This window comes from Candidatus Tisiphia endosymbiont of Nedyus quadrimaculatus, from assembly GCF_964059235.1.
Taxonomy (GTDB): domain Bacteria; phylum Pseudomonadota; class Alphaproteobacteria; order Rickettsiales; family Rickettsiaceae; genus Tisiphia.
The window spans coordinates 1,248,352-1,272,670 of sequence record NZ_OZ060452.1 but is presented as its reverse complement, the minus strand read 5'-3'; the positions used below and the strand labels follow the sequence as shown (position 1 = coordinate 1,272,670).

Genomic DNA, 24,319 nt, shown 5'->3' with positions numbered 1-24,319 from the left:
GACATACTCCATTACAGTATGTCTAATTTTTAAGGATTATTAGTAATGACTAAACTTACCACTGAAGAAATTAGAAGTAAATTTATAAGTTATTTTGTTGCAAATAATCATATACACGTTCCAGCTAGCTCCCTAATTCCTCATAATGATCCTAGTTTAATGTTTGTTAATTCCGGGATGGTACAATTTAAAAATGTTTTTACCGGTCAGGAAACTAGAAACTATCAAAGAGCCACTACTAGTCAGAAGTCACTACGGGCTGGTGGTAAGCATAATGATCTTGAAAATGTTGGTTATACTGCAAGACATCATACATTCTTTGAAATGTTAGGTAATTTTTCTTTTGGTGATTATTTTAAAGAACAAGCAATATATTACGCGTGGAATCTCTTAACCAAGGAATTTGCTATAGATAAAGAAAAATTATATGTAACTGTTTATCATACTGATGAAGAAGCGGCTTCATATTGGAAAAAAATTGCTAATTTAAGTGATGACCGAATTATCAGGATACCAACCAATGATAATTTTTGGTCAATGGGAGATACTGGACCTTGTGGACCGTGTTCAGAAATTTTTTATGATCATGGAGATAAGATACCAGGAGGCTTACCTGGTACAAAAGATCAAGATGGCGATCGCTATATTGAGATTTGGAATATGGTCTTTATGCAATTTGAACAATTGGATAGCAATACTAGGATTGCCTTACCTAAACAATCCGTTGATACTGGCATGGGGCTAGAACGTATTAGTGCTGTATTGCAAAATGTATATGATAATTATGACATAGATTTATTTAAGGAAATAATTGCTTATACGGAAAGTATAGTAAAAGTTAAAGTAGAAGGGGAAGCAAAATTTTCTTACCGGGTTATTGCTGATCATTTACGAGCTTGTGCCTTTCTAATTAGTGATGGTGTTATGCCGTCTAATGAAGGCAGAGGATATGTGCTAAGACGTATTATGCGTCGGAGTATGAGGCATGCACATATACTCGGTAGCAGTGAACCTTTAATGCACCGATTGCTAGCAAAATTAGTAGATCTTATGGGTGCAACTTATCCTGAACTGAAGAGAGCTGAGGCTTTTACCCATAGTATCTTGGAACAGGAAGAATTAAGATTTAAAGCAACTCTTGAACGAGGGCTGAAACTGCTTGACGATGAAACAAAGCAACTCAGTAAGAATTCACAGCTTTCAGGAGAGATAGCCTTTAAATTATATGATACATATGGTTTTCCTCTCGATTTAACTGAAGATATATTAAAAAGTAAACAGATATCAGTTGATCTTGATGGCTTTAATAATAAGATGCAAGAGCAAAAAGAAAGGGCAAGAAAAGCTTGGTTAGGTTCAAATGAGTCACAAATTGATCAAATATGGTTTGATATTAAAGGCGAATTTGGTAGTACTGAATTTTTGGGTTACTCTTTGGATAAGGCAGAAGGTAAGATATTAGCTCTAATTAAAGATAATAAGTTAGTCAACAGTATAGAAACTAGCGAAGAGCAATTTATTCTAATTAGTAATCAAACTCCTTTTTATGGGGAATCTGGCGGACAGATGGGAGATATAGGATTTATTAAATCTGCCGGCAATAAAATTAGAGTACTAAATACTTTAAAGCATCTTGGTTCAATAATTGCTCATATATGCGTTCTACAGGAAGGAACAGCTATCCAAGTGGGAGATAATGCTGATTTTGCTATTGATGTCAAGTACCGTAAAAATTTAAGAATTCATCATTCTGCAACTCATATATTACATGCAGTATTACATGAAGTGCTGGGGAAACATGTAACACAGAAAGGATCTCTCGTAGCACATGATCGTCTGCGTTTTGATATTAGCCATATGACACCACTAACAAAACAAGAAGTTATATTGATAGAAGATAAGGTAAATCAAATTATCACTGATAATTTTAAGGTTACTACAACATTAATGTCAACAGATGAAGCTATTAAGGCAGGTGCTATGGCTTTATTTGGTGAGAAATACGATTCTGAAGTAAGAGTGGTAGCAATGAGCAACTCGCTTGAGTTATGCGGTGGCACGCATGTTAATAGAACTGGGGATATTGGAATATTTAAAATTATTAGCGAAAGTAGCGTTGCAGCTGGCGTTCGAAGGATAGAAGCTGTTTGTGGTGAATTTGCATTAAAATTAATTAGACAAAACGATACTGTAATTGATGACTTGTCTTCAACCTTAAAAATAGGTAAGAATGAAATTACTGATAAAGTAAATAACCTGATTGCTAGTAAAAAACAATTAGAAGATAAGTTAGTAGCTACTCAGGTCTCTATGCTTGATTTGAATATTGAGCAAATTGCCAAAGAATCAATCCATGTATCAGGTATAAATTTTGTCTATAAACTAGTACAAAACTTGGATACTAAAATATTACGCTTATCTGCCCAACGAATAGCTGATAAGTCGGATAATCTAGTGATTGTATATATAGGTATGCCTGATTTGCAGGGTAAATTATCTATTACTATTGCGGTTAGTAAAGAAATTAGCAATAAGGTACATGCAGGTAACTTAGCTAAAGAAGTGTCTGTATTCCTTGGCGGTAGCGGCGGTGGTGGTCAGGCGAATATAGCCCAGGCTGGTGGCACGAATGTAAGTAAAGTAGGAAAGTTACAAGATATGATAAGAGAGTTGTTATCTAAGTTCTAAATTATACGATATTTTTACCACATTTATCCAAGAGTTTAATGCTAAAACTATTTTAGGCTTTTAAGTGGCAGTATGATAATATATAATACATAGATGAGATGTTTAACAATTTTTCTGTTAAGCAAATATAACCAATAGCTTTATTTAAATTAAGGAGTTTATTATGCTACTAAAAAAAACTGCAATAGCTTTTTTAGCACTATTTGTGCTTTCTGGATGTAATACTAAAAAGAAACCGGCAGAAGGGGTGGTGACTCCTATTGTCGAGGAAAGTTCTTTAGCTGCTGATTTCGAAAGAAATGTTGGTGATAGGATATTTTTTGGTTTCAATAAATCAGATCTTTCAAGTAAATCAAAAGAACAGCTAAATAAACAAGCCGTTTGGTTAAAAAAACATTGTCATACTAAAGCTACTATTGAAGGACATTGTGACGAAAGAGGCACAAGAGAATATAACTTAGCACTTGGTGAAAGAAGAGCAGAAGCTGTACTAAAATACTTGGTTGGTCTAGGAATTGAGAATAACAGACTTGATACTATCTCTTACGGTAAAGAGAAACCAGCTGTTATGGGTTGTGACGAAGCAGCTTGGGCACAGAACCGTAGGGCTGTAACCGCTATAAAATAAAGTATACTCGCTTGCTATTTCAAGAGTTGTAAAAACAACTCTTGAAATAAGTAGTGTGTCTTCGATGTCATTCCCACTTTTAGCTACCTCAAGTATTGATGTAAGACATCGGTTTAATACCTAGGGTGTGTGCCATCCCATAGCACCCTACTTTTTTCTATAATCGTCATCGCGAGGCATCTTTAGATGCCGTGGCGATCCAAGTAAACAGCGAAGCTGTTTTTTCTAGTACGCTTCGCGTATCCTAGATTGCCGCGTCGCCGCTTTCAGCGACTCCTCGCAATGACAATCAGCAGCAATTTTAATATTGGTTCTATAAAAAAAGTAGGGTAACTATGGTATCATCCCTACCTCTCCTTTTATGTCACCCCTGCAAAGGTAGCGGAGTCTAAAAAAATAGCATAGAAGGTATGTTGTATAGTTTTATATCCCAGATTTCGCTGGGATGACATAATGGCGGTGACATCACCCCTAATGGTCCTGACAAACAGCAGTCATTTCTTGTATATCACCACTACAATGTAGCACTAAGTCGCAACCAGCTGCAATAGTTTGCCTAGCAACTTCAGCTATACTTGTAATAAATTCTGCCTTCAGTTTTGGGAATTCTTCTACTAAATATTTTTTTAGTCCGACCTGATCGGATTTGTCTTTAATAATTCCGTATTCAATAAGTTTTTCTAAATCTTGATCACTTAGCGTAGTCGTAGAATCCTGCTTTTCAAAAATCGTCAGAGGTTTTTTAACTATTGAGTATTTAGCTCCAATTTCACCATGCAGGGCAAGCATACAAATATCATCTGAAACTAACATACCTTTAAAACCAATGTCATTTCTAATGAACTTTATGGCAATTGGCGATAAAGTCACTGGTAAATTGGGATCTAAAGCCTCAAATACAATGTGAGCTGTCATAGCCCATCCTGCCTTAGCATTTTTAGATAGTTGTCTAAACACTTCAAAATCTGTATTATTTAATTCAGCAAGCGAACTGGTAACACGCGGCAACTTATAATGACTATCACACGTAGCTCTACCATGCCCTGGTATATGCTTAATAATGGCAATGCCCCCCTGCCCTTCTATCGCCTCTATTGTTTTTGTACATAAGTCAACTACTTTTACTACAGAATCTCCAAAGCTACGATCTCCAATAGCATTATCAGTATAAGGGTAACGCAAATCAGCAACTGGACAACATGGCGAGTCTATTCTATATTCTTTTAAACTCTTCATCAGGCTTGAATAATTTGCAAAAACTTTTAAGTATGCATTCTCTGCACCTTCTTGATCATATATTTTACCGAAATCACCAGCAGGGGGATATTCTATATCTATGATAGCTGGCTTCAACCTCGCAACCCTGCCCCCCTCCTGATCGACAAAAATCAATATATTATAGTCATATAAGCCTCTTAAATCTTGTACTAACTTCACTAACTGTTCTCGATCTACAATATTTCTCTTAAAGAGAATAAAACCATATATTGGATTTTTTGACAATAATTCCTTTTCTTGCACCGTCAAACTAGTACCAGCAATACCAAATATTAAAGGTTTCTTGAACATTTATTATCCCTATAGTGTTTTCTGTAAATTACTAAATTTTGAATACTGACTATCATATTGAAGTTTTACGCTACCAACACGACCATTACGATGTTTTGCTATTATAATATCGGCAATATTATATACTTGATTTAAATTACTCAACCATTCTGCGTGTTTTTCTGCGTATTTTGCATCACTCAAAGAAGGCTCTTTACGAGTTAGATAATATTCTTCTCGATAAATAAACATCACTATATCCGCATCTTGTTCAATAGACCCAGATTCTCGCAAGTCAGATAACATTGGTCTCTTATCTTCTCTAAGTTCTACAGCTCTAGATAATTGCGATAAAGCAATTACTGGGATATTTAATTCTTTTGCTATAGCTTTTAATCCTTGAGTAATTTCCGAAATTTCATTTACTCTATTATCAGATTTATTTATCCCTCTAATCAACTGCAGATAATCTATAAATAATATACCAAGATTATATTTACGCTTCATTTTTCTTGCCCTAGTACGAATAGCCGCAATGGATAAAGCTGGCGTATCATCAATAAAAAATGGTAGGTCAAGAGCTATAATTTCTCTACGTAATCGATTATAATTCTCTTCTGTCACATGACCAGACCGTAAGGCTGAAGAGTCAATGTTAGTATGCATGGAAAGAATACGAGTAGCAAGCTGCTCAGATGACATTTCAAGAGAGAAAAAACCTACTGACTTATCTTTTTCTTGTTCCTTATTTTTTAACTGCATAGAATTACAAGCATTTATCGCAAGATTTATGGCAAAAGCTGTTTTCCCCATTGATGGACGTGCAGCAATGATAACCAAATCTGAATTATGAAAACCTGATAACTCCCTATCTAAATCAATTAATCCTGTAGAAATACCTATTACGTGATTAGAATTCTTCATCGCCCTGTTAATACTAGCAAGAGACTCTGAAAGAGACACAGCAATTTTAACAAAACTCTTGTCATTAATTCCTTCACTAGCAAGGTTATAAAGCTTACCCTCTGCATGCTCTATTTGTTGACTTGCATCATATTCTAAAGAGGAGTCATAAGCATTATTAACTACCTCCTCCCCTATCTGAATTAAATTACGCCTTACTGCCAAATCATAGATTATTCTTCCATAATCAAGAGGATTAATTACCATCATTGACAGAGTAACCAACTTATTTAGATAGTCACTGCCACCTAATTGCTGAAATAATTCATCTCGTTCTAACATACTTCTAAGCGTTACCGGAGTAGCAATTAAGCCTTTTTCGGTAATAATTTCAATAGCATTATAGATCTTTTGATGTATCGGCTCAAAAAAATGGTCTGATCTTAGGAATTCTGAAACAGTATTTAAGTAATCATGGTTGACTAAAATTGCTCCTATTAACATTTGCTCGGCCTGAACATTTGCCGGTAAAGTTCGAGCAACAGGCAAAACTATACTTGTCTGATTTGATCCACTTAACTTATCTGCTTTATCACTCTCTTTTTTACTACGAGGCATAATTTTTTATTTAATGGTTTAAAAACTTTTCTACTTCTAAAGCTGCCATGCATCCCGTACCAGCAGCGGTAACTGCTTGTCTAAAAATTTTATCTTGTACATCTCCAGCAGCAAAAACACCTTTAACACTGGTTTCCGTTGAATTTGGTTTAGTAATAATATAATTATCACTATCTATATCTAGTTGTCCTTTGAACAAACCAGTATTCGGCATATGACCAATTGCTACGAATATACCAGTACAATTAATTGAACTAAGCACACCTGTTTGAGTGTTTTCAAGCTTGGCTGAATTAACCGATTTAGGATTATCAGTACCAATGACCTCAACCAGTCTATGATTCCAAATGACCAATATTTTGGGATTTCTAAATAATCTCTCTTGTAAAATCTTCTCGGCTCTAAAACTATCCCGGCGATGAACAATAGTCACCTGACGTGCATGATTGGTTAAATATAATGCCTCTTCAACAGCACTATTCCCCCCACCAATAACTAATACATCCTGATTCTTGAAAAAAAAACCATCACAAGTAGCACAAGCTGAAACACCATACCCTTTGAATTGTGCTTCGGAAGGAATATTAAGCCACCTTGCTTCTGCACCGGTACATATTATAACGCTGTCCGCCCTAATTATACCAGACGAGGTGGTTACCACTAAGGGTTTTTTTGAAAAATCAACCTTTTCTACATAATCACAGATAATTTCTGCACCAACATTTTTTGCCTGTTGCGTCATTTGCTCCATTAACCATGGACCTTGAACAGGCTCTGCAAAACCTGGATAATTTTCAACATCTGTAGTAATAGTTAGCTGCCCACCTGGCTGCATACCATGCAATAATATCGGTTTTAGTGCTGCCCTAGCTGTATAGATTGCTGCACTCAGTCCAGCAGGACCTGAACCTATAATAAGTACTTTAGTAGAACGATTCATAGCAACCTAAATTTTTATATTTTCAAAGCATTTACCCAAGATTTTATATAACTAATCTGATCATCGGTCATTAATGAAGGTGTATGACCAGCATAATCAACAACGAAAAGATCAAAATCTTTGGTTTTTTTCATCTTATCAATAGTATCTTGTTGTAAAATTTCTGATTTAGCCCCGTGGATAACCAACAATTTACAAACAATCTTATTCCATATAGTCCATATATCAACATTTTTTGGCTTATCTGCATTAGCATTCATACCTTGTATGATGCCAGGATCATAATTCATTTTATATTTTCCATCTTGGATTTTTATAAAACTATATTTGGTAAGATGATCCCAATCTTCCTCACTACTAATACCGAATTGGCTATATATTAGCTTTAAATGTTGCTTGGCACTAACTAAATCAACAAATGAGGGAGTTTGACCTGCATATTGACCGATTTTAACCAAAGGAGCTGCTGGAATAAAAGGTCCTACATCATTTATAATCATTGCTTTGATAAGTTCCTTATATTTACTAGCTAGCACATAACCAATTATTCCACCCATGGAAGTACCAAGCCAAATACAGTTGTTAATAGCTAATTTTTTTAAAAAAAGCACCGTATCTTTTACATATACTTGATAATTATAATGCTTTTTCGTTTTAAAAACATCACTATCCCCTCGTCCTGGATAATCTATAGCAATTACTCGAAAATTATCACTTAATGCCATAGCGATTTTATCAAAATCATGAGCATTCCTAGTTAAACCATGGGCACAAATTATTACATTTTCATTATTAGGGTCACCAAACTCAAGATAAGCTATTTTATGAGCTGGAATATATTGTGAGCCTAACCAATTAATATAAGGCCCAACTTGGATAAATTTTTGTATCATTTTTTTCTACTAATTAATTTTAAGTCGGGGATATCCTCCTGAATTTATTTCAGGACGATGTCATTCCCGCGTAGGCGGGAATCTATAATATCTAATAGCCTTTGCAGGCTATTTTTTGGATTCCCGCCTACGCGGGAATGACATCGTTTTTGATTCTGTAAGTACCATACTAACGTCGGTGTTTTTGATACACACAACAAAGCCTTCCCGCATTGCACACACTGTGTTCATTGGTTAATTCAAATCGCTTAAAAATATAGTTACCATAACTGGTATATATACTACACCAAAAAGCAGGGAAAGAAATACTGTAGTAGCAACTTTTTCTGGATAGAATTTTTGTAAACTGGCTATGACAATTACGTTTGCTGCCATAGGAGCAGTTGAAAGAAGCCTTAAAGCATTGTAATAATTCTCATCATACCATCCTAAAACAAACTTATCCAAAAGAATAAATATGTTAACCCCTAGTGGATAGAATAAAAATTTTGCCATGAAAGTAGCTAAAGTAAACTTTATGTCTATTTCAAACTTTTTCAAAGCTGAAAGAGCTAAACCAACCATAACCATACCAAGTATAGAAAATGCCCCCCGCATGTTATATATAAAATCATCTAGGAAATCAGGTAAAGTAAAACCAGCAAAACTAAATAAACAACCTAGTAAAAAACCGTTTAAAATTGGTAACTTCACAACCTTCAAAATACTTTCACTACTATTAGCAAAGCTCCTAGCACAAATATAAAAACCTACTGATGATTCGAAAATATTTATTCCTATAACTGCCATCATATAGATGCTTAAAACATAATCATCAAAGAGAGCAGCGGCTATTGGCAGCATAAAATAACCACCATTAGCGGTACCCGCAGATAATGCTATAATGTTTCGTGTATGATCAAGCCAATATCGCCCAAAAAAATAGTAAGAAAATATTGATAACAAAGTGGCGATGAAAAAAACAACTACAGTAACGCTTAATGCTGATAAAGTCAAAGTAGTACTGGCGGGAATAGCAAAAAAAACAATAGGAGATATAAAATAGAATAACAAAGAAGCTATACTATCTCTCTCAACTTTAGAATATCTTCCTGCTAAAAAACCAATTACTACACTCAGTAATACAGAAATGGTTTTAAAAAAAACTATAGTAAAAATTGCCATGCAATAAAAGCCAAAAGATATCAGATGCTGTTTTACTTAACCTTTTAGAAAATAGCAAATTTATTCCACAATTAACATAAATAAAGTACCTTTATTCACCTAATTCTTGTATAGCAAGACACAGATCTGCTAATTGAGTTCTATATTTTTGTTTACTAAGATAGCGACTATTTAATTTAAGATTTTCAAAATCTTTATTACTGGTAGGTAAATATTGACAAATCTGTACTAATTCCTCATCAGAAATAAAATGTCTCCTTGGTAAATCTATTGTACTGGCTTGTTCTTCCCGATAAGCTGCCATAATTTTCATTTTATGAATAAAAGACTCTGAATGATTATCGAATCTGACTTTTTGCCAAGCTTTTTGTACATTAACAATATAATTTTCAATATTAAGCAAAGATTTTATTTGCTCGTCATATTCGTTTTGTAAATTATTATCTTGAATTATTTGTTGTAATAGCTTGTAAACCGGTTCTAAATATTCAACATCTTTAATAGCATAATTTAACATATTAGCATTAATTGGACGCTTTAACCAATCAGACCTTTGGTAAGTTTTATCAATGTGAACGAAGCAAATTTTGCTACATATATCCGCATAACTCAAATATTTACCAAAATCACAAATACCAGCTGCAATTTGTATGTCAAAAACATTTTTGGGCAGTTTCTTAAATAAATGATAAAATATCTCAAAATCCTCTCTAGGGGCGTGAACTATTTTAAGAATCTTATCGTTCAAAAATATTTCGTTAATAGGAGAAAGATCCAAATTACTCAAAGTGTCAATTATCACTTTGTAACTACTGGTCATAATTTGAATTATGCTAAGCTGAGCAAAATAGGTATTTTTACGCAAGAACTCAGTATCAACACTTATAGTCTTACAATCCAATAACTGTCGACAGAATTCATTTAATGCTTTCTGATTATCAATAATAAGTATTTTTGAAGTATTAGTAATTAAATTGCTCCTATCTAATAAACTTACGCGAATTTTGGATAAGAATTAACTAATTCTTATCCCGAATTGGGGTAACTTGGTATTTTTCTATGCTTTTTTGTGCTTAAAAGTAGCGTAACACTTTTACACTACTTTGTCAAAGATGGAATCCTTAATTTATAAAACTTATCTTGTATAAGTGTCTCATAAGTGCTACAATTAAAAAAACAATTTAAAATCATTATACGTCAATTCGGGATAAGGATATTGAGAACATGTAGATTAAAATCAAATTTTGTTGAAGGTTTATTTTTCTTTAATGAATAAGCAACAAGAGTAGATAATATATGGACAAAGGCATTTATTGGTGATCTATGTCTAGTATGTTCAAGGTTCATTTTATTTTTTAGATAATCAAAAACTGTTTCAATTAAGTTACGCTTTCGAAGTAAGATTTTTTCTTTCAAATCCATTAATTTATTTTCCATATTCTTCTTAATTCCATGAATCATTTTTAAGCCTCTTTCATATAAATTTAAGAACAAATTTTGCTTAATATAACCTTTATCAGCTGCTATAATTCCAGTTAATCTTTTTGTTAACTCCGGTACTGGAACCCTATCATCTACATTGCCTTTGGTCACTTTTAATGCCATAAACTCCCCTTTATTATTGATTATTACATGTAATTTAAAACCATAAAAATACCCCATAGAGGATTTATAGTGAAACACATTGAATTAGGTGAGTTTATATGATATAAATAAGAGAAAAAATGTCAACAAGCCCATATAGTCAAGATTTAAGAGAAAAAGTAATAAATTATATAGAAAAAGGTAATAGTCAAATATCTGCTGCTAAGATATTTGATATACACAAGAATACAATTAGTCGTTGGAAGGTAAGGAAGAAAAAAGAAGGAACAATATTAGCAAAAGCGAGATTAGGATTTAAAAGTAAAGTTGACAAGCAACAATTAGAAGATTTTGTTAAAAATAATTCAAATATTACGCTAAAATATCTTGGTAAAAGATTTGGGATTACAGGCACTCAAGTTGGAAGAATATTAAAGAAGTTAGGCTATAGTTATAAAAAAAACCCTTCAGCTATTTGGAAGCAAGTGCAGAGAAACGATCTGAATATTTAGAAAAGGTCAGTAAATATGACAAAGAGCAAATGGTGTATCTTGATGAGAGTGGTATAGATAGGACCATTTGCCAAGATAGAGGTTGGGGTAAGATAGGAGAATTGTTGGTTGGACAAAAAAGTGGTAAACAGTATCAAAGAACTAATATCATAGCTGGTTTAGTAAATAATAAGCCGATAGCCCCTTTTGTGTTTAATGGAACTTACGTCAGTTCGGGATAAGATATAGATGAAATAGTAATAGATAAAAGGATTGTCAAAAAGGAGTGCCTGCAGTATTTATATTTTTAAACAAAAAAACAAACTACAGGCATGAAAAAAGATATCACAGAATTATATAGTTTTATAGATGATTTTTGTAAAATTTATTTGGAGTATGAACAGAGAAAGTTATTACCATCAAATAAGCAGAGAAATCGCTGTTGTAGCATGAGTTTAAGTGAAATGTTAACAATAATAATTATGTTTCATACATCCTATGCTAAGAATTTTAAATTTTTCTATAAAAGTTATATAGAGTGCATGCATAAGGATGATTTCCCTAAAGCCTTGAGTTATAATAGATTTGTTGAATTAATGGCACGATTATTCATACCGCTAAATATGTTGATTCATTTGTTGTTTGGTGAGGAAACAGGTATTTATTTTATTGACTCTACAACGATTAAAGCTTGTCACAATAAAAGGCGTTATAGCAATAAAGTTTTTAAAGGATTAGCCAAACATAGTAAATCCTCTATGGGGTATTTTTATGGTTTTAAATTACATGTAATAATCAATAATAAAGGGGAGTTTATGGCATTAAAAGTGACCAAAGGCAATGTAGATGATAGGGTTCCAGTACCGGAGTTAACAAAAAGATTAACTGGAATTATAGCAGCTGATAAAGGTTATATTAAGCAAAATTTGTTCTTAAATTTATATGAAAGAGGCTTAAAAATGATTCATGGAATTAAGAAGAATATGGAAAATAAATTAATGGATTTGAAAGAAAAAATCTTACTTCGAAAGCGTAACTTAATTGAAACAGTTTTTGATTATCTAAAAAATAAAATGAACCTTGAACATACTAGACATAGATCACCAATAAATGCCTTTGTCCATATATTATCTACTCTTGTTGCTTATTCATTAAAGAAAAATAAACCTTCAACAAAATTTGATTTTAATCTACATGTTCTCAATATCCTTATCCCGAATTGACGTAACTTGTAATACAGAACTATTTAATAATTGGGTTGAGAAGTTTTTAATTAAAGAATTAAAAGCAGGACAGGTTGTAGTACTAGATAATGCTAGTTTCCATAAATCAAAGAAGACGAAAGAATTAATAGAATCAGTAGGTTGTAAGGTTATTTTTTTACCCCCATATTCACCAGACTTAAATCCAATAGAAAAATTTTGGGCTAATATGAAAAAATGGATTAAAAATAAGATAACAGAAACTAGTAAATTATTCGAAGCTATTTCTATGTTCTTTGTCACCTAATTCAATGTATTTTAGTATACTATGTTTGGCTAATCCTTTAAAAACTTTATTGCTATAACGCCTTTTATTGTGACAAGCTTTAATCGTTGTAGAGTCAATAAAATAAATACCTGTTTCCTCACCAAACAACAAATGAATCAACATATTTAGCGGTATGAATAATCGTGCCATTAATTCAACAAATCTATTATAACTCAAGGCTTTAGGGAAATCATCCTTATGCATGCACTCTATATAACTTTTATAGAAAAATTTAAAATTCTTAGCATAGGATGTATGAAACATAATTATTATTGTTAACATTTCACTTAAACTCATGCTACAACAGCGATTTCTCTGTTCATACTCCAAATAAATTTTACAAAAATCATCTATAAAACTATATAATTCTGTGATATCTTTTTTCATGCCTGTAGTTTGTTTTTTTGTTTAAAAATATAAATACTGCAGGCACTCCTTTTTGACAATCCTTTTATCTATTACTATTTCATCTATATCTTATCCCGAACTGACGTGATATGTAACTCTTCCACCAAAAAAACCTACAAATTAATTGTAAATTGACAAGTAATAAAATTTTCTATACTATTAAAATTTAGTCTAATTAACTGGAGGAAATACCATGAGTATCAGGCTTCTAACCGAAATGTTTCTAAAAGGGTTGGCGGGGCGTAGTGGACAATTTCAGAACCACGATAGACGTAAAATTGCTAGTTATTCAAACGCTCACGGTCTATTACTGACAATTAGCCTTAAGTTTTAGTTGACATCAAATAAAACATTTGTGTGATTGGATAAAAAATTTTCAGAGCTGTCCACATAGTTTTTATATACTCGGTGAACTTCAAGAATTGGTGTCGTCGTGTCTAAAGATCTCCGCTGCTCACGTACTAATGTACGCTCCGCTGCTCGACTTTGACACTCCTAGCTCTTCTTGAAGTTGACCTTCGTCTACCAACTATTCATTTACGAGCAGTATACTTGGAGGAGCAGAGTGTTTTGTATGTTTGTATCCACTAAGTCTAGCAATTAATAAAACTACCTCTTTTATACTAGGTTCAATTTTTGGTATTTCTAATTTGTGATACATATATATAGCTTGCCACTCATGTTCTCTAAAACATTTACTTGCTCTGTTATTGTCATCATTGCGACCCATAAAAATTATCCAATATAAACGGCATGCACATATTGCTATCATTGTTAGTAAATTCTTAATTGCCTCAGAACTTGAATGCAAATAAACCTTCTCTATTTGAACCCCTGTTTTTAATATTTTATGATAATCTTCTATGTGCCATCTCATACGATAGCAATTTATCACTGTTCCTAATTTCTCTATATTGTCAACTGGTAAATTGGTCAATAATATCCAACATCTATCATTATCATAGCATTTAACTACATTTAATTTTATCGCATGATAATTTTCTTTATTTAACATTTTTTCTAGAACTGGAATACTGACCTTCTCTAACTTCTTAATATTTAATAATACTTCTTCTAAACTCCTAGTTTCAGGGCCATATATCTCAAATTTTGACTGTACCTCTATTTTCTCTTTGTCTATTAATTCTATTATTTTAGCCTCTCTTCTACTAGCTTTTTCACCAGTATACCGATTATGGAAAGCTCGGATCACAAATAATTCATCATGGTTAACTAAGTCGTGTATGTAGTCAAAAAAATCCGATTCTCTATCAGAGACTCTCACTAACTTACGACTTGTGTCTTTAACTCTATCTCTTAAATTCTTATTGGCTTTAACCCAGTAATTTGTTTTTTTATCTTCTGCACAACGCTTATCTCGACTAGCTTTATTTATAAAATCTTCATTGTCATAAAATTGCAAATCTATTAACCCTAAAGGTTCATTATTTAAAGTAGTACACAAACTGGAATGTTGGATAATACCATATTGCTCTGTATTACTATTTTTCCCTATCCTACCAATGTCAATCTTGGCTTTGTGCTTAGTAAAGTTAAGATACGTACTGTCTTGTATCACTAGCAATAAATTATCATTATTGTTGTTAATTCTATCAGTAGTTTGCCTAAAATGCGGCTCTATTAAATGATCATTGTTAACTTTGTTATTAACAAAAAAATCATAAGCTTGTCTTTGATCTTGTGGATTATCAAAAAGATTTTTAATACAGCTTGTAAATTTTGCCATTAGGGCTGTAAAAATCTTTAAAGCTCTTGATTTAAGACGTTGATCTTTTAAAACTAAACTTTCAAATTCTGATTCAAAAAATAACTTATTACTTCCTTCTCCTAGTCCTACACTACTCAATTGCTTGCCTCAAATCTTAAAAAATAAAATTTAATATTATCTTATTTCTTTTTTATCCTTGCAATTAAAACTTAAGGCTAATTGTTAGGTCTATTATTAGGGTTCATTAACTTGGTATTGTAACTCCATGTTCTTACCGCAAAAAGCTATAGAAATTTTGAGTATTTGCTTAACATATTGATACTGCCTTATTTTTACATCATATTGTTTATCTATAATCTGGTTCAATCCTATTTTAGCTACTGAGGCTAAATCTTCTGTATTTTTAGCTATCTTATACTCAATAATAATTGCTTTATCTCCTTTACCAGCTTTTGGGATCATGATCACATCAGCTCTGCCACTTCCTGACTCCTGTTCACTTGCTATTATATAACTAGGTGCTAACATATTAATTAAACCAAGCATAAAGCCGCTATAAAATAATTCTGCCTTTTTCTCTCCTGTTTGATGAAAACTAGTAGAATTTAGCAACAATTCTTGTAAACGCTCTTTAAATTCCTCTACTTTACCTGTTGGCAATAAACTAATAAACGAATAATATCTAGAGCTATCAATTTTTAATTGATCAGTAACCCATTGCAGCACTCTTGTTTCATAGATATATTTTAGTTCATAATTAGGGATAGATAGCTCATAGATATTTTTTTCTGATATTTTGGCAGTAGGATTTAAATAACCGCTGAACAGTAATAAACTGAGCAATCCTACTGGTTTATTGATATCAGCAAAACTTATTTGTTTGGTAATAGGTGAGATAATACTTTTTCCAGCAACTAAGCTCTGTAAATCTTCTTGCATTTCGTCTGACAATAATGCTTTATCAACAAGACCTGTGCCTCCACTATCTAGCCAATAATAATCAAGCTTACCTTTGTGTGCTAAACATTGCATTAGTGACCACGGATTGTAAATGACCTCTCCACCAAATGTATAACCATTATACCAATCCTTAATTTGTTCAGTATTAGTGTCGAGCGGTACTTTTGTAAGCAAATCATCTACCTCTGCTTGAGTGAAGCCATAGAACTTAGAGAAATCATCATCAAGTAAAGTATATTCAGTAACATTATTCAAGTCTGAGAACAAGTTAGCTTTAGCAACCCGTAATATGCCAGTAATTACTCCTTTCTCTAAGTAGGGATTCGTTTTTAAGCTACTACCAAATATTCCTCTAAACAACTTAAGAATCTGCTCAAATTCTTTTGTTTTATGACCAAATTCTAAATATGCATTATTAATTGGTGTATCATATTCATCTATTAATATGTATACTTTTTGTTTAAAATGTTTATACAATATTTGACTTAAAAACTTCAGGCTATTTTTTAAATAGCTTATATTAATATCACCACTTAGATAATTTTTTAACTTTACTTTTTGCGGGATACTGAGAAATTTACTACCTTCTTGAGTATATTGTTCTAAATAATTAAATCTTTCGTATAATTCTATTATTTGATCTATAATGCTACTAACAATCTCCTTATAGTTACTCCCCTTCACTTCTTTAAAATTTATATATATTACTGGAAATTGGCCTTGACGCTTTATTATATTTTTATGAATGGATATTTTTAAAGGCTGTAGCTCTTTGGTTTCATCAAAGCCCAAATCTACTATGCCTCCAGTAAAGAGTTTATGATTTACTCTCTTTTCTTGAGCTAAAGGCTTACCTCTCTCATCTACTTCGATTTCTAAGAACCTCCTAATCATATCCATATTAAGGCTTTTACCCCAACGTCTTGGCCGAGTGATTAGGATAACCTTACCGCTATCTTCTAATAATTCTTTGATCATTAGACTTTTATCAACAAATACATCACTATTAACTACTAAGTCATAGAATTCATCCGTACCTACTAGCATTTTAGGCGGCTTATTACTCTCCTTAACAGTGTTAGCTCCTTTGATATATGTATTAGTGTCTGAAAGTTCAACTATCATATTATTCGATTATATTTATGTTCTAGTAGTGAAATTCTTAGTTAAATTTTAATAAAATGTGGTAGTAAGCTGTTTCGATAAAAATATGATATAGTATAGATAAGTTTGATTCAATACAGAATTACATCTCGTTGTAAATTGTAATCAGCTATTGACCCCTTTAAGGGAAAAATTGTAATGAAAATTGACCCCCTAAATAAGTAACAATATCTCCAAAAAATTAATATTTTTAATATTTGTAAATTGTAATCAGCTATTGCCCCCCTATTGTAATAAACTATTGCCCCCCCTAACCACATAAAAAAATTAGTTAATTTTGGTTAAAATTCAGATAGAATTTTCTAAAATCATTGTAATTTTTAATTAATACCGTAGTCTATTATTTTAATCTTTAATCTACATCTTTCCCTCCTCTAAAACTTTTATTACCAGTTTCTATGATTTGACAATGATGTGTCAATCTATCGATAATTACTTTTGTTGCCTTAGCATTACCAAACATATCATTCCATTCTTCAAATCTCAAATGGGTAGTAATGATCACTGAAGTTTGCTCATACAATTTAGCAAATAACTCAAATAACAGGAATCTAGCTTCGGCTTTTATTGGTATACTGCTCATAAATGAAGAGTTGGTAGACGAAGATCAAAATCAACAAGTGCTAGGAGTGTCCAAGCCGAGGAGTACAGCGTACACTAGTACGTGAGCACCGCAGGTCTTGGACAACGCAATTGTTGATTTTCATCGAGTATACATAGCCTAATTCATCTACTACAATCAGATGGAATCTCTTAACTGAATCGATGAATTTGCTTTCATAATTATGGATTCTAGCATTAAGCAATTGGCTAGCTAATTCATTTAAAGTATAAAATCTTACCCTGTAACTTTTTTCAATGGCGGTGAACGCCAAACCAATTGCTAGATGAGTTTTTGCAGACCCAGAACCACCTATGAACATGATATTCTGATGATTATCAATCACTTTTTGTATATCAATATTTTCAACCAATTTAGCTTGGCATGTATCTGATAGTAACTTTATGGTTGGGAACTTAGCTAGTTGCAACCTATAACCTAGCGAGCGTGACTTCTTATATACTACTCGTAAATGAAGAGTTGATAGACGAAGATCAAAATTATGAAGTGCTAGGAGTCGAAGGGTCGAGGAGCGGAGCGTACATTTAGTACGTGAGCACCGAAGATCCCTGAAGACGACAACGCAATTCTTGATTTTCATCGAGTATATTCACACTCTGCTTCAAGAAGTTTCTTTAACACATCATACACACTAGTAGTAGGGACATCATTTGTTAAATTACTTGACTCAGCTAACTGCATCTTCATACCGACTAAACCTAATTTATCTAATAACAATATTAAGTCTTTCATTTAATTTACCTCCGTTGTTAAATGCAACTTGCTATAAATACTACAATCAGCATCAGGAGGATTTTTTAGCTGAATAAACTCAGTCTCTTGGATATCTAGTTTCATTGCTGGTTGCAACAAATATTGCTCAACTAATTTAGAGCTACAGCCGCCAGCAGCAATTGTTAGGTTACAAGCATTTGTTACCTTTTCTAATCCATACTTATTAACAAGTAGCAGGATATCTATAAATTGTTTATCACCATCCTTGTAAGTCTCTAACTTATTTCGTAGTTTGCCAAATATCTCAGGTAACAAACTCATTAACTCTTTGAACGGTCCACCATTACGTAAAGCACCGGGTTTACGTTCTAGAGCTGCTATATAGTGCCATGGATTATAATTCTTCTGATAGCGTTTAAAACTACGAACATGCTCTGCAATAATCTTGCTTTCATGTAAAATCACTATTTGCCAAGCATAGGATTTAATCTGTACGCTAAGTCCCACATATTCACACGGAACACTATACATATTGCTGTCGTATTGTATTAAACTCAAAGGTGATACGGTCGTTGGATGTAATCTATAACCGGTAAACTGCCCTCTATATCCTATTAAATATGCCTTCTCTTCCTCATATATTTCTAGAATCGTTCTTTCTGTAAATTCAGGATGTCTTTTAGTTTTAGCCCACTCTATAGACATCTCTCTTAGCTGAATGTTAATAGCTTCATAACTATCTCCTTTCAATATTGGAGTAAAAAAGTTACGTCTAGTGTCTCCTACTTGTTTCTCAACCTGTCCTTTCTCCCATCCTGATGCTGGAGTACAGGCAAGTGGCTCAAATAAATGGTGAGAGACCATTTGGATAAACTTCTCGTTAAAGATACGATCCTTGCCAATCAATATTTTTTTGACAGCCGTCTTCATATTGTCATAAATACCATTCTTACAACAACCAGCAAAAAACTTGAAAGCTTGATCATGGGCATCCATAACCATTTCCAGCTGCTCATTAGGATAAACCACTACCAAAGAATAACGACTATAGCATAGCTTTATTCTCGCTGCTTTAACTCTAGTAACCTCCCCATTTAAACATATTTCTTCCTCTCCCCAATCAAACTGAAACGCCTGACCAGCTTCAAAATTTAATGGAATAAAAACTTGCCCGCCCCTTGCCTCGTATTCTCTACGGAAGTTTCGTACAATTAGATTCACAGATTCGTAACTTCCTGTATAACCCGATATCTGAAGCTGTTGGTATAGCTGCCGTCATTCTACGTCGAACCGACTCCTTGCTATTCTCTGCTAATAGCTGATTTAGTACTTCAAGATGATTGCCAAGAACAGGCTTACCTTTGCTATATTTTGCTAACTCAAATTTAGTTTGATTGCTGCAAATGACTTTTTTTACTGTATTCTTTGATATATTCAGTTCTCTAGCAATTGCTTTAATTGCTTTGCCATCAACGTAATACATTCTACGTATTCTTCCAATTGTTTCCACTATAAACAACCTTTTAAAAACTCCTTAAAAAAATATTAAAAATATTAATTTTTTGGAGATATTGTTACTTATTTAGGGGGGCAATTTTCATTACAATTTTTCCCTTAAAGGGGTCAATAGCTGATTACAATTTACAAAAAGCCGAAGCTAGATTCCTGTTATTTGAGTTATTTGCTAAATTGTATGAGCAAACTTCAGTGATCATTACTACCCATTTGAGATTTGAAGAATGGAATGATATGTTTGGTAATGCTAAGGCAACAAAAGTAATTATCGATAGATTGACACATCATTGTCAAATCATAGAAACTGGTAATAAAAGTTTTAGAGGAGGGAAAGATGTAGATTAAAGATTAAAATAATAGACTACGGTATTAATTAAAAATTACAATGATTTTAGAAAATTCTATCTGAATTTTAACCAAAATTAACTAATTTTTTTATGTGGTTAGGGGGGGCAATAGCTGATTACAATTTACAGATGAGCATGATTTTTACAATTATGACCTAGTAAATGAAGAATTTACCAACAATTTACTTGGCGACTTAAAATGTGATTTATACTGCTAAAAGATTGCAAAGCAGTTTGCTGCACGTATACGTTTTATCAAGTCCGTTGGGGTTTTTAATTAATATCTGTTAAAATCCTAGTTTAGAAAAAGACCTTAATTAGTTATCCAATATTTTTTTAAATGAACACAATTATGATAATTAGGCGATGTTGTCACGAGATATAATTCTATATTGAATCAAACTTATCTATACTATATCATATTTTTATCGAAACAGCATATTACCACATTTTATTAAAACTTAATCGGTAAAATAATTTATTAAAATTTAACTAAAAACTTTGGTATCAGAATATAAATATAATTGAATAATATGATAGTTGAACTTTCAAACACTAACACACATCTCAAGGGGGCTAACACTGTTAAGGAGAGTAATAAGTCGCCTAGACTGAGAGTAGGTACTGATGATTTTAAAACATTATTGTTAAATAGCGATGTATTTGTTGATAAAAGCTTAATGATCAAAGAATTACTAGAAGACAGTGGAGAGGTAGTTCTAATCACCCGACCAAGACGTTGGGGTAAAAGCCTTAATATGGATATGCTCCGTAAGTTTTTTGAAATAGAAGTAAATCAAAAAGGTACAGCTTTACCTAAAGAGGATAGAGTAAATCACAAATTATTTATCGGTGGTGAAATTGATTTAGGACTAGCTAGTGGTAAAAAAAGACTACTTAAACCACTTCAGATAACACAGTATTCAGACATTATCTCTGACTACCAAGGCCAATTTCCAGTAATATACATAAATTTTAAGGATGTTAAAGGTAGTAGTTACCAAGAAATTGAGAGTGGGATAAGGATAAATATTACAAATGCTTATGACCATCATAAATATCTAGAAAGTAGTGATAAACTTAGTGTAGAAGAAAAAAAGAATTTTCAATATTATTTAACAGGTACAGATAAGCTAGAATTAGCACAGTTGAAAATTAGTTTATCTTTCTTAAGTAAACTACTGTTTAAGCACTTTAATCAAAAAGCCTATATATTGATTGACGAATATGATACGCCTATTAATAGTTCATACATTGAATTTGGGGATAAACCAAAAGAGTTTGAGGATGTACTAAAGATATTTCGCGGAATATTTGGTAGTAGTTTAAAGAGTAACCCTTATGTGGAAAAAGGCATAATTACTGGGATATTACGGATAGCTAAGGCTAATTTGTTCTCAGATTTGAATAATGTTACTGAATATACATTACTTGATGATGATTTTTCTAAGTTCTATGGTTTCACTCAAGCAGAGGTAGATGATTTGCTTACAAAAGTACCGCTCGACACTAATACTGAACAAATTAAGGATTGGTATAATGGTTATACATTTGGTGGAGAGGTAATTTACAATCCGTGGTCAATAATGCAATGTTTAGCACATAAAGGTAAGCTTGATCACTATTGGCTAGATAGTGGGGGTACGGGAATAATTGATAAGGCATTATTGTCAGATGAAATGCAACAAGATTTACAACTACTTGCTAGTGGTAAGAGTATTATATCGCAGATTACTAAACAAATAAGTTTCAATGATATTAATTCACGCTCAGGACTATTTAGTCTATTACTATTTAGTGGTTACTTGAATCCAATGGTCATCGAGTTAGAAGAGAATGTTTATGAACTATCCGCCCCTAATAGAGAGGTAAAACATATCTATAATGCGAGATTATTACAATGGGTTAGTAATAAGTTACAGATTGATAGTTCACTATATTATCCTTTTGCTACTCTATTACCTGCTTGTCGGTTAGAAGAATTTAAGAAACGGCTTCAGGAATTGTTATTAAACGCTACTAGTTTTCACCAAACAGGAAATAAAAAAGCTGAGTTATTTTATAGTGGTTTTATGCTAGGACTTGTTAACATGTTATCTTCTGCCTACATCATAACCAGTGAACAAGAGTCAGGCAGTGGACGAGCTGATATTATGATGATCCCAAAAACTGGTAAAGAAGATAATGCAATTATTATTGAGTACAAGATCGCCAAAAATACAGAAGATTTAGCCTTGGTAGCCCAAATGGGATTAAAACAGATTATAGATAAGCAATATGACACTAAGATAAAAGAATATTCTCATGTCAAAAAAATCATTAAACTTTCTATAGCTTTTTGCGGTAAGAATGTGGAATTACAATACCAAGTTAATGAACCCTAATAATAGAGTGTAATGGCTTGAATAACCAGTAATTTTATGTCTGTTGTGGTTCTGAAATTGTCCACTACGGAGAACATTCGCTGAACTGTGTCAGTATAGAATATCATACTTTAAAATTCAACCTATCAGGGAAGAAAATATCTAGCTGCGAAACGGTCACTGCCCAATTTGGTATTGGCATATTCCATTTAGCTGTAATCTGTTTTATAGCACAAAATACCAGTTTAAACAAAGCATTTTCACTAGTAAAAGCTCCTTTTGTTTTAGTATATTTTCTGACTTGACGGTGAAAACCCTCAATCGGATTGGTGGTATAAATCAGCTTTCTAACCTCGCCTGAATACTTAAAATACGTTGCTAGATTATCCCAATTTTGTTGCCAAGATTTAATAACCATCGGATATTTTTTACCCCATTTTTCCTCAAGTCGTAGCAGGTTATATTCTGCCACATCTCTACTTTCCGCTTGGTAAATCATCTTTAAATCTACCATAAATGATTTCTGATCTTTGCTAGCTACATGCTTTAAAGAATTACGAATTTGATGTACTATACAAAGCTGTATTTCAGTTTTTGGAAATACTGTATTAATGGCTTCCGGAAAACCTTTCAGCCCGTCAATACAGGTTATTAATATATCTCTCATACCACGTGTTTTTAAATCGTTAAGAACACCTAACCAAAAATGTGATCCTTCTGATTCACAAGCATAAAATCCTAGAATATCCTTATGACCATTTTGGTCAATCCCCATAATATTATAAACAACTTTAGTTGTTACTTTGTTATCTTGTCTAACCTTAAAAAACATAGCATCAAGAAAAACTATCGCATACATCGCTTCAAGTGGTCTACTTCGCCATTCATTTAATTGCGGCATCAGCTTGTCGGTAACAGATGAAATTGTAGCAGCTGATACCTCTACACCATATATCTCTTGTAGGTGTCCAGCAATCCCTTCGTAAGATGTCCCAAGATCATAAAGAGCTAATATTTTATTATCCAGCTCCTCATTTAAAATAGTTTGTCTTTTTTTAATCAATTGTGGTTCAAAACTACCATTACGGTCTCTTGGTGTTTCAAGTTCGAAGGAACCTGTAGCCGTCTTCATAGTCTTAGTATTAATGCCGTTTCTACGGTTACTACCTTGTTCCAAACTATTTTCTAGTAAGTGATAATCCATTTCACCTTCTAGGGCAAGCTCCGTAAAATCTTTCACTAAAGACGTTAGCAGTCCACTTGGACCAAGTAATGGCTTGCCTTGGTATAGTCCTTGTATGATCTCCATACATTTATCTTGATTAAGTATTTGTGATACTTTATCTAGTTGAATTGGTTTCATTGGTTTACTCATGTCAAATTTCCTATTATTTTACGCGAAGAACATGTGGATAAGTTGATAGTAACTTATCCACATTCTTCGCTATTTACAACATCAATAATCTTTATTTTATATATTTAAAAGATTATCTTTTTCTATTTGACACAG

The 24,319-nt window shown here is 32.7% G+C and carries 22 protein-coding genes and 3 pseudogenes; 9 read left to right on the top strand and 16 right to left on the bottom strand.

The features are described from left to right. Positions 1–45 precede the first annotated feature (45 nt). Both alaS and pal read left to right on the top strand, forming a co-directional pair. Entirely contained in the window at positions 46–2,688 is a 2,643-nt protein-coding gene (alaS, locus tag AB3211_RS06105; RefSeq protein ID WP_367363975.1) for an alanine--tRNA ligase, read from the top strand. A gap of 163 nt (positions 2,689–2,851) precedes the next feature. Continuing rightward, positions 2,852–3,316, top strand: coding sequence for a peptidoglycan-associated lipoprotein Pal (gene pal, locus AB3211_RS06100; RefSeq protein ID WP_367363974.1), 465 nt, complete (start codon positions 2,852–2,854; stop codon positions 3,314–3,316). 471 nt (positions 3,317–3,787) lie between these two features. Here the strand turns inward: pal and AB3211_RS06095 are convergent, their stop codons facing one another. From AB3211_RS06095 to AB3211_RS06065, 7 genes and pseudogenes are all read right to left on the bottom strand, one after another. Beyond that, positions 3,788–4,885 (bottom strand): glycoside hydrolase family 3 N-terminal domain-containing protein, encoded by a 1,098-nt coding sequence (locus tag AB3211_RS06095; RefSeq protein WP_367363973.1) that lies wholly within the window; start codon positions 4,883–4,885, stop codon positions 3,788–3,790. Between the two features lie 9 nt (positions 4,886–4,894). Continuing rightward, positions 4,895–6,385 carry a replicative DNA helicase gene (locus AB3211_RS06090; RefSeq protein WP_367363972.1) on the bottom strand — a complete coding sequence of 497 codons (1,491 nt, stop codon included), beginning with the start codon at positions 6,383–6,385 and terminating at the stop codon, positions 4,895–4,897. Positions 6,386–6,395: 10 nt separating this feature from the next. Further along, the gene (gene trxB, locus AB3211_RS06085; protein ID WP_367363971.1) at positions 6,396–7,325 is read right to left on the bottom strand and encodes a thioredoxin-disulfide reductase; all 930 of its coding nucleotides are present in this window, start codon (positions 7,323–7,325) and stop codon (positions 6,396–6,398) included. A gap of 14 nt (positions 7,326–7,339) precedes the next feature. Then, on the bottom strand, positions 7,340–8,218 hold the full coding sequence (locus AB3211_RS06080) for an alpha/beta fold hydrolase (RefSeq protein ID WP_367363970.1): 879 nt from the start codon (positions 8,216–8,218) through the stop codon (positions 7,340–7,342). Positions 8,219–8,452: 234 nt separating this feature from the next. After that, the gene (locus AB3211_RS06075; protein ID WP_367363969.1) at positions 8,453–9,382 is read right to left on the bottom strand and encodes an AEC family transporter; all 930 of its coding nucleotides are present in this window, start codon (positions 9,380–9,382) and stop codon (positions 8,453–8,455) included. A 91-nt stretch (positions 9,383–9,473) separates the two neighbouring features. Next, positions 9,474–10,334 (bottom strand): ribonuclease D, encoded by an 861-nt coding sequence (locus AB3211_RS06070; protein ID WP_367364830.1) that lies wholly within the window; start codon positions 10,332–10,334, stop codon positions 9,474–9,476. A gap of 245 nt (positions 10,335–10,579) precedes the next feature. Then, positions 10,580–11,053: pseudogene (locus tag AB3211_RS06065) on the bottom strand (IS982 family transposase); the annotation flags it as partial. A gap of 53 nt (positions 11,054–11,106) precedes the next feature. On the opposite strand from AB3211_RS06065, the gene AB3211_RS06060 reads away from it, so the two are divergent. From AB3211_RS06060 to AB3211_RS06045, 4 genes are all read left to right on the top strand, one after another. After that, positions 11,107–11,478, top strand: coding sequence for an IS630 transposase-related protein (locus AB3211_RS06060; RefSeq protein ID WP_367363850.1), 372 nt, complete (start codon positions 11,107–11,109; stop codon positions 11,476–11,478). Then, positions 11,442–11,699 carry a transposase gene (locus AB3211_RS06055; RefSeq protein ID WP_367363968.1) on the top strand — a complete coding sequence of 86 codons (258 nt, stop codon included), beginning with the start codon at positions 11,442–11,444 and terminating at the stop codon, positions 11,697–11,699. Before AB3211_RS06060 ends, AB3211_RS06055 begins: the two co-directional genes overlap by 37 nt. 90 nt (positions 11,700–11,789) lie before the next feature. After that, entirely contained in the window at positions 11,790–12,680 is an 891-nt protein-coding gene (locus AB3211_RS06050; RefSeq protein ID WP_367363772.1) for an IS982 family transposase, read from the top strand. Beyond that, positions 12,652–12,966 carry a transposase gene (locus AB3211_RS06045; RefSeq protein ID WP_367363896.1) on the top strand — a complete coding sequence of 105 codons (315 nt, stop codon included), beginning with the start codon at positions 12,652–12,654 and terminating at the stop codon, positions 12,964–12,966. The genes AB3211_RS06050 and AB3211_RS06045 overlap by 29 nt, the downstream gene beginning before the upstream one ends. Here the strand turns inward: AB3211_RS06045 and AB3211_RS06040 are convergent. Then, positions 12,931–13,374 (bottom strand): transposase, encoded by a 444-nt coding sequence (locus tag AB3211_RS06040; protein WP_367363895.1) that lies wholly within the window; start codon positions 13,372–13,374, stop codon positions 12,931–12,933. The two genes, AB3211_RS06045 and AB3211_RS06040, sit on opposite strands and share 36 nt — an antisense overlap. Positions 13,375–13,588: 214 nt before the next feature. Between AB3211_RS06040 and AB3211_RS06035 the strand changes: the two genes are divergently transcribed. Further along, entirely contained in the window at positions 13,589–13,729 is a 141-nt protein-coding gene (locus AB3211_RS06035; protein WP_367363967.1) for a hypothetical protein, read from the top strand. A 195-nt stretch (positions 13,730–13,924) separates the two neighbouring features. Here the strand turns inward: AB3211_RS06035 and AB3211_RS06030 are convergent, their stop codons facing one another. The 7 genes and pseudogenes from AB3211_RS06030 to AB3211_RS06000 all read right to left on the bottom strand — a co-directional run bounded on the left by AB3211_RS06030 (position 13,925) and on the right by AB3211_RS06000 (position 20,067). Continuing rightward, positions 13,925–15,262: an IS4 family transposase gene (locus tag AB3211_RS06030; protein ID WP_367363966.1), complete on the bottom strand. Its 1,338-nt coding sequence runs from the start codon at positions 15,260–15,262 to the stop codon at positions 13,925–13,927. A gap of 96 nt (positions 15,263–15,358) precedes the next feature. Next, entirely contained in the window at positions 15,359–17,209 is a 1,851-nt protein-coding gene (locus AB3211_RS06025; protein WP_367363965.1) for an AAA family ATPase, read from the bottom strand. A gap of 391 nt (positions 17,210–17,600) precedes the next feature. Continuing rightward, positions 17,601–17,798 (bottom strand): annotated as a pseudogene (locus AB3211_RS06020) (ATP-binding protein); the annotation flags it as partial. A gap of 73 nt (positions 17,799–17,871) precedes the next feature. Continuing rightward, entirely contained in the window at positions 17,872–18,279 is a 408-nt protein-coding gene (locus AB3211_RS06015; RefSeq protein WP_367363754.1) for an ATP-binding protein, read from the bottom strand. Positions 18,280–18,446: 167 nt separating this feature from the next. Then, positions 18,447–18,602, bottom strand: coding sequence for a hypothetical protein (locus AB3211_RS06010; protein ID WP_367363755.1), 156 nt, complete (start codon positions 18,600–18,602; stop codon positions 18,447–18,449). Then, a complete protein-coding gene (gene istA, locus AB3211_RS06005; RefSeq protein WP_367363964.1) occupies positions 18,603–19,805 on the bottom strand; it encodes an IS21 family transposase in 1,203 nt (400 codons plus the stop codon). Beyond that, the gene (locus tag AB3211_RS06000) at positions 19,777–20,067 is read right to left on the bottom strand and encodes a LuxR C-terminal-related transcriptional regulator (RefSeq protein WP_367363728.1); all 291 of its coding nucleotides are present in this window, start codon (positions 20,065–20,067) and stop codon (positions 19,777–19,779) included. The genes istA and AB3211_RS06000 overlap by 29 nt, the downstream gene beginning before the upstream one ends. Positions 20,068–20,249: 182 nt before the next feature. On the opposite strand from AB3211_RS06000, the pseudogene AB3211_RS05995 reads away from it, so the two are divergent. Both AB3211_RS05995 and AB3211_RS05990 read left to right on the top strand, forming a co-directional pair. Then, positions 20,250–20,444: pseudogene (locus AB3211_RS05995) on the top strand (ATP-binding protein); the annotation flags it as partial. A gap of 535 nt (positions 20,445–20,979) precedes the next feature. Further along, positions 20,980–22,830 carry an AAA family ATPase gene (locus AB3211_RS05990; RefSeq protein WP_367363963.1) on the top strand — a complete coding sequence of 617 codons (1,851 nt, stop codon included), beginning with the start codon at positions 20,980–20,982 and terminating at the stop codon, positions 22,828–22,830. A 103-nt stretch (positions 22,831–22,933) separates the two neighbouring features. Here AB3211_RS05990 and AB3211_RS05985 read toward each other — a convergent pair whose 3' ends face one another. Then, positions 22,934–24,118: an IS256 family transposase gene (locus AB3211_RS05985; RefSeq protein WP_367364791.1), complete on the bottom strand. Its 1,185-nt coding sequence runs from the start codon at positions 24,116–24,118 to the stop codon at positions 22,934–22,936. Positions 24,119–24,319: the final 201 nt, after the last annotated feature.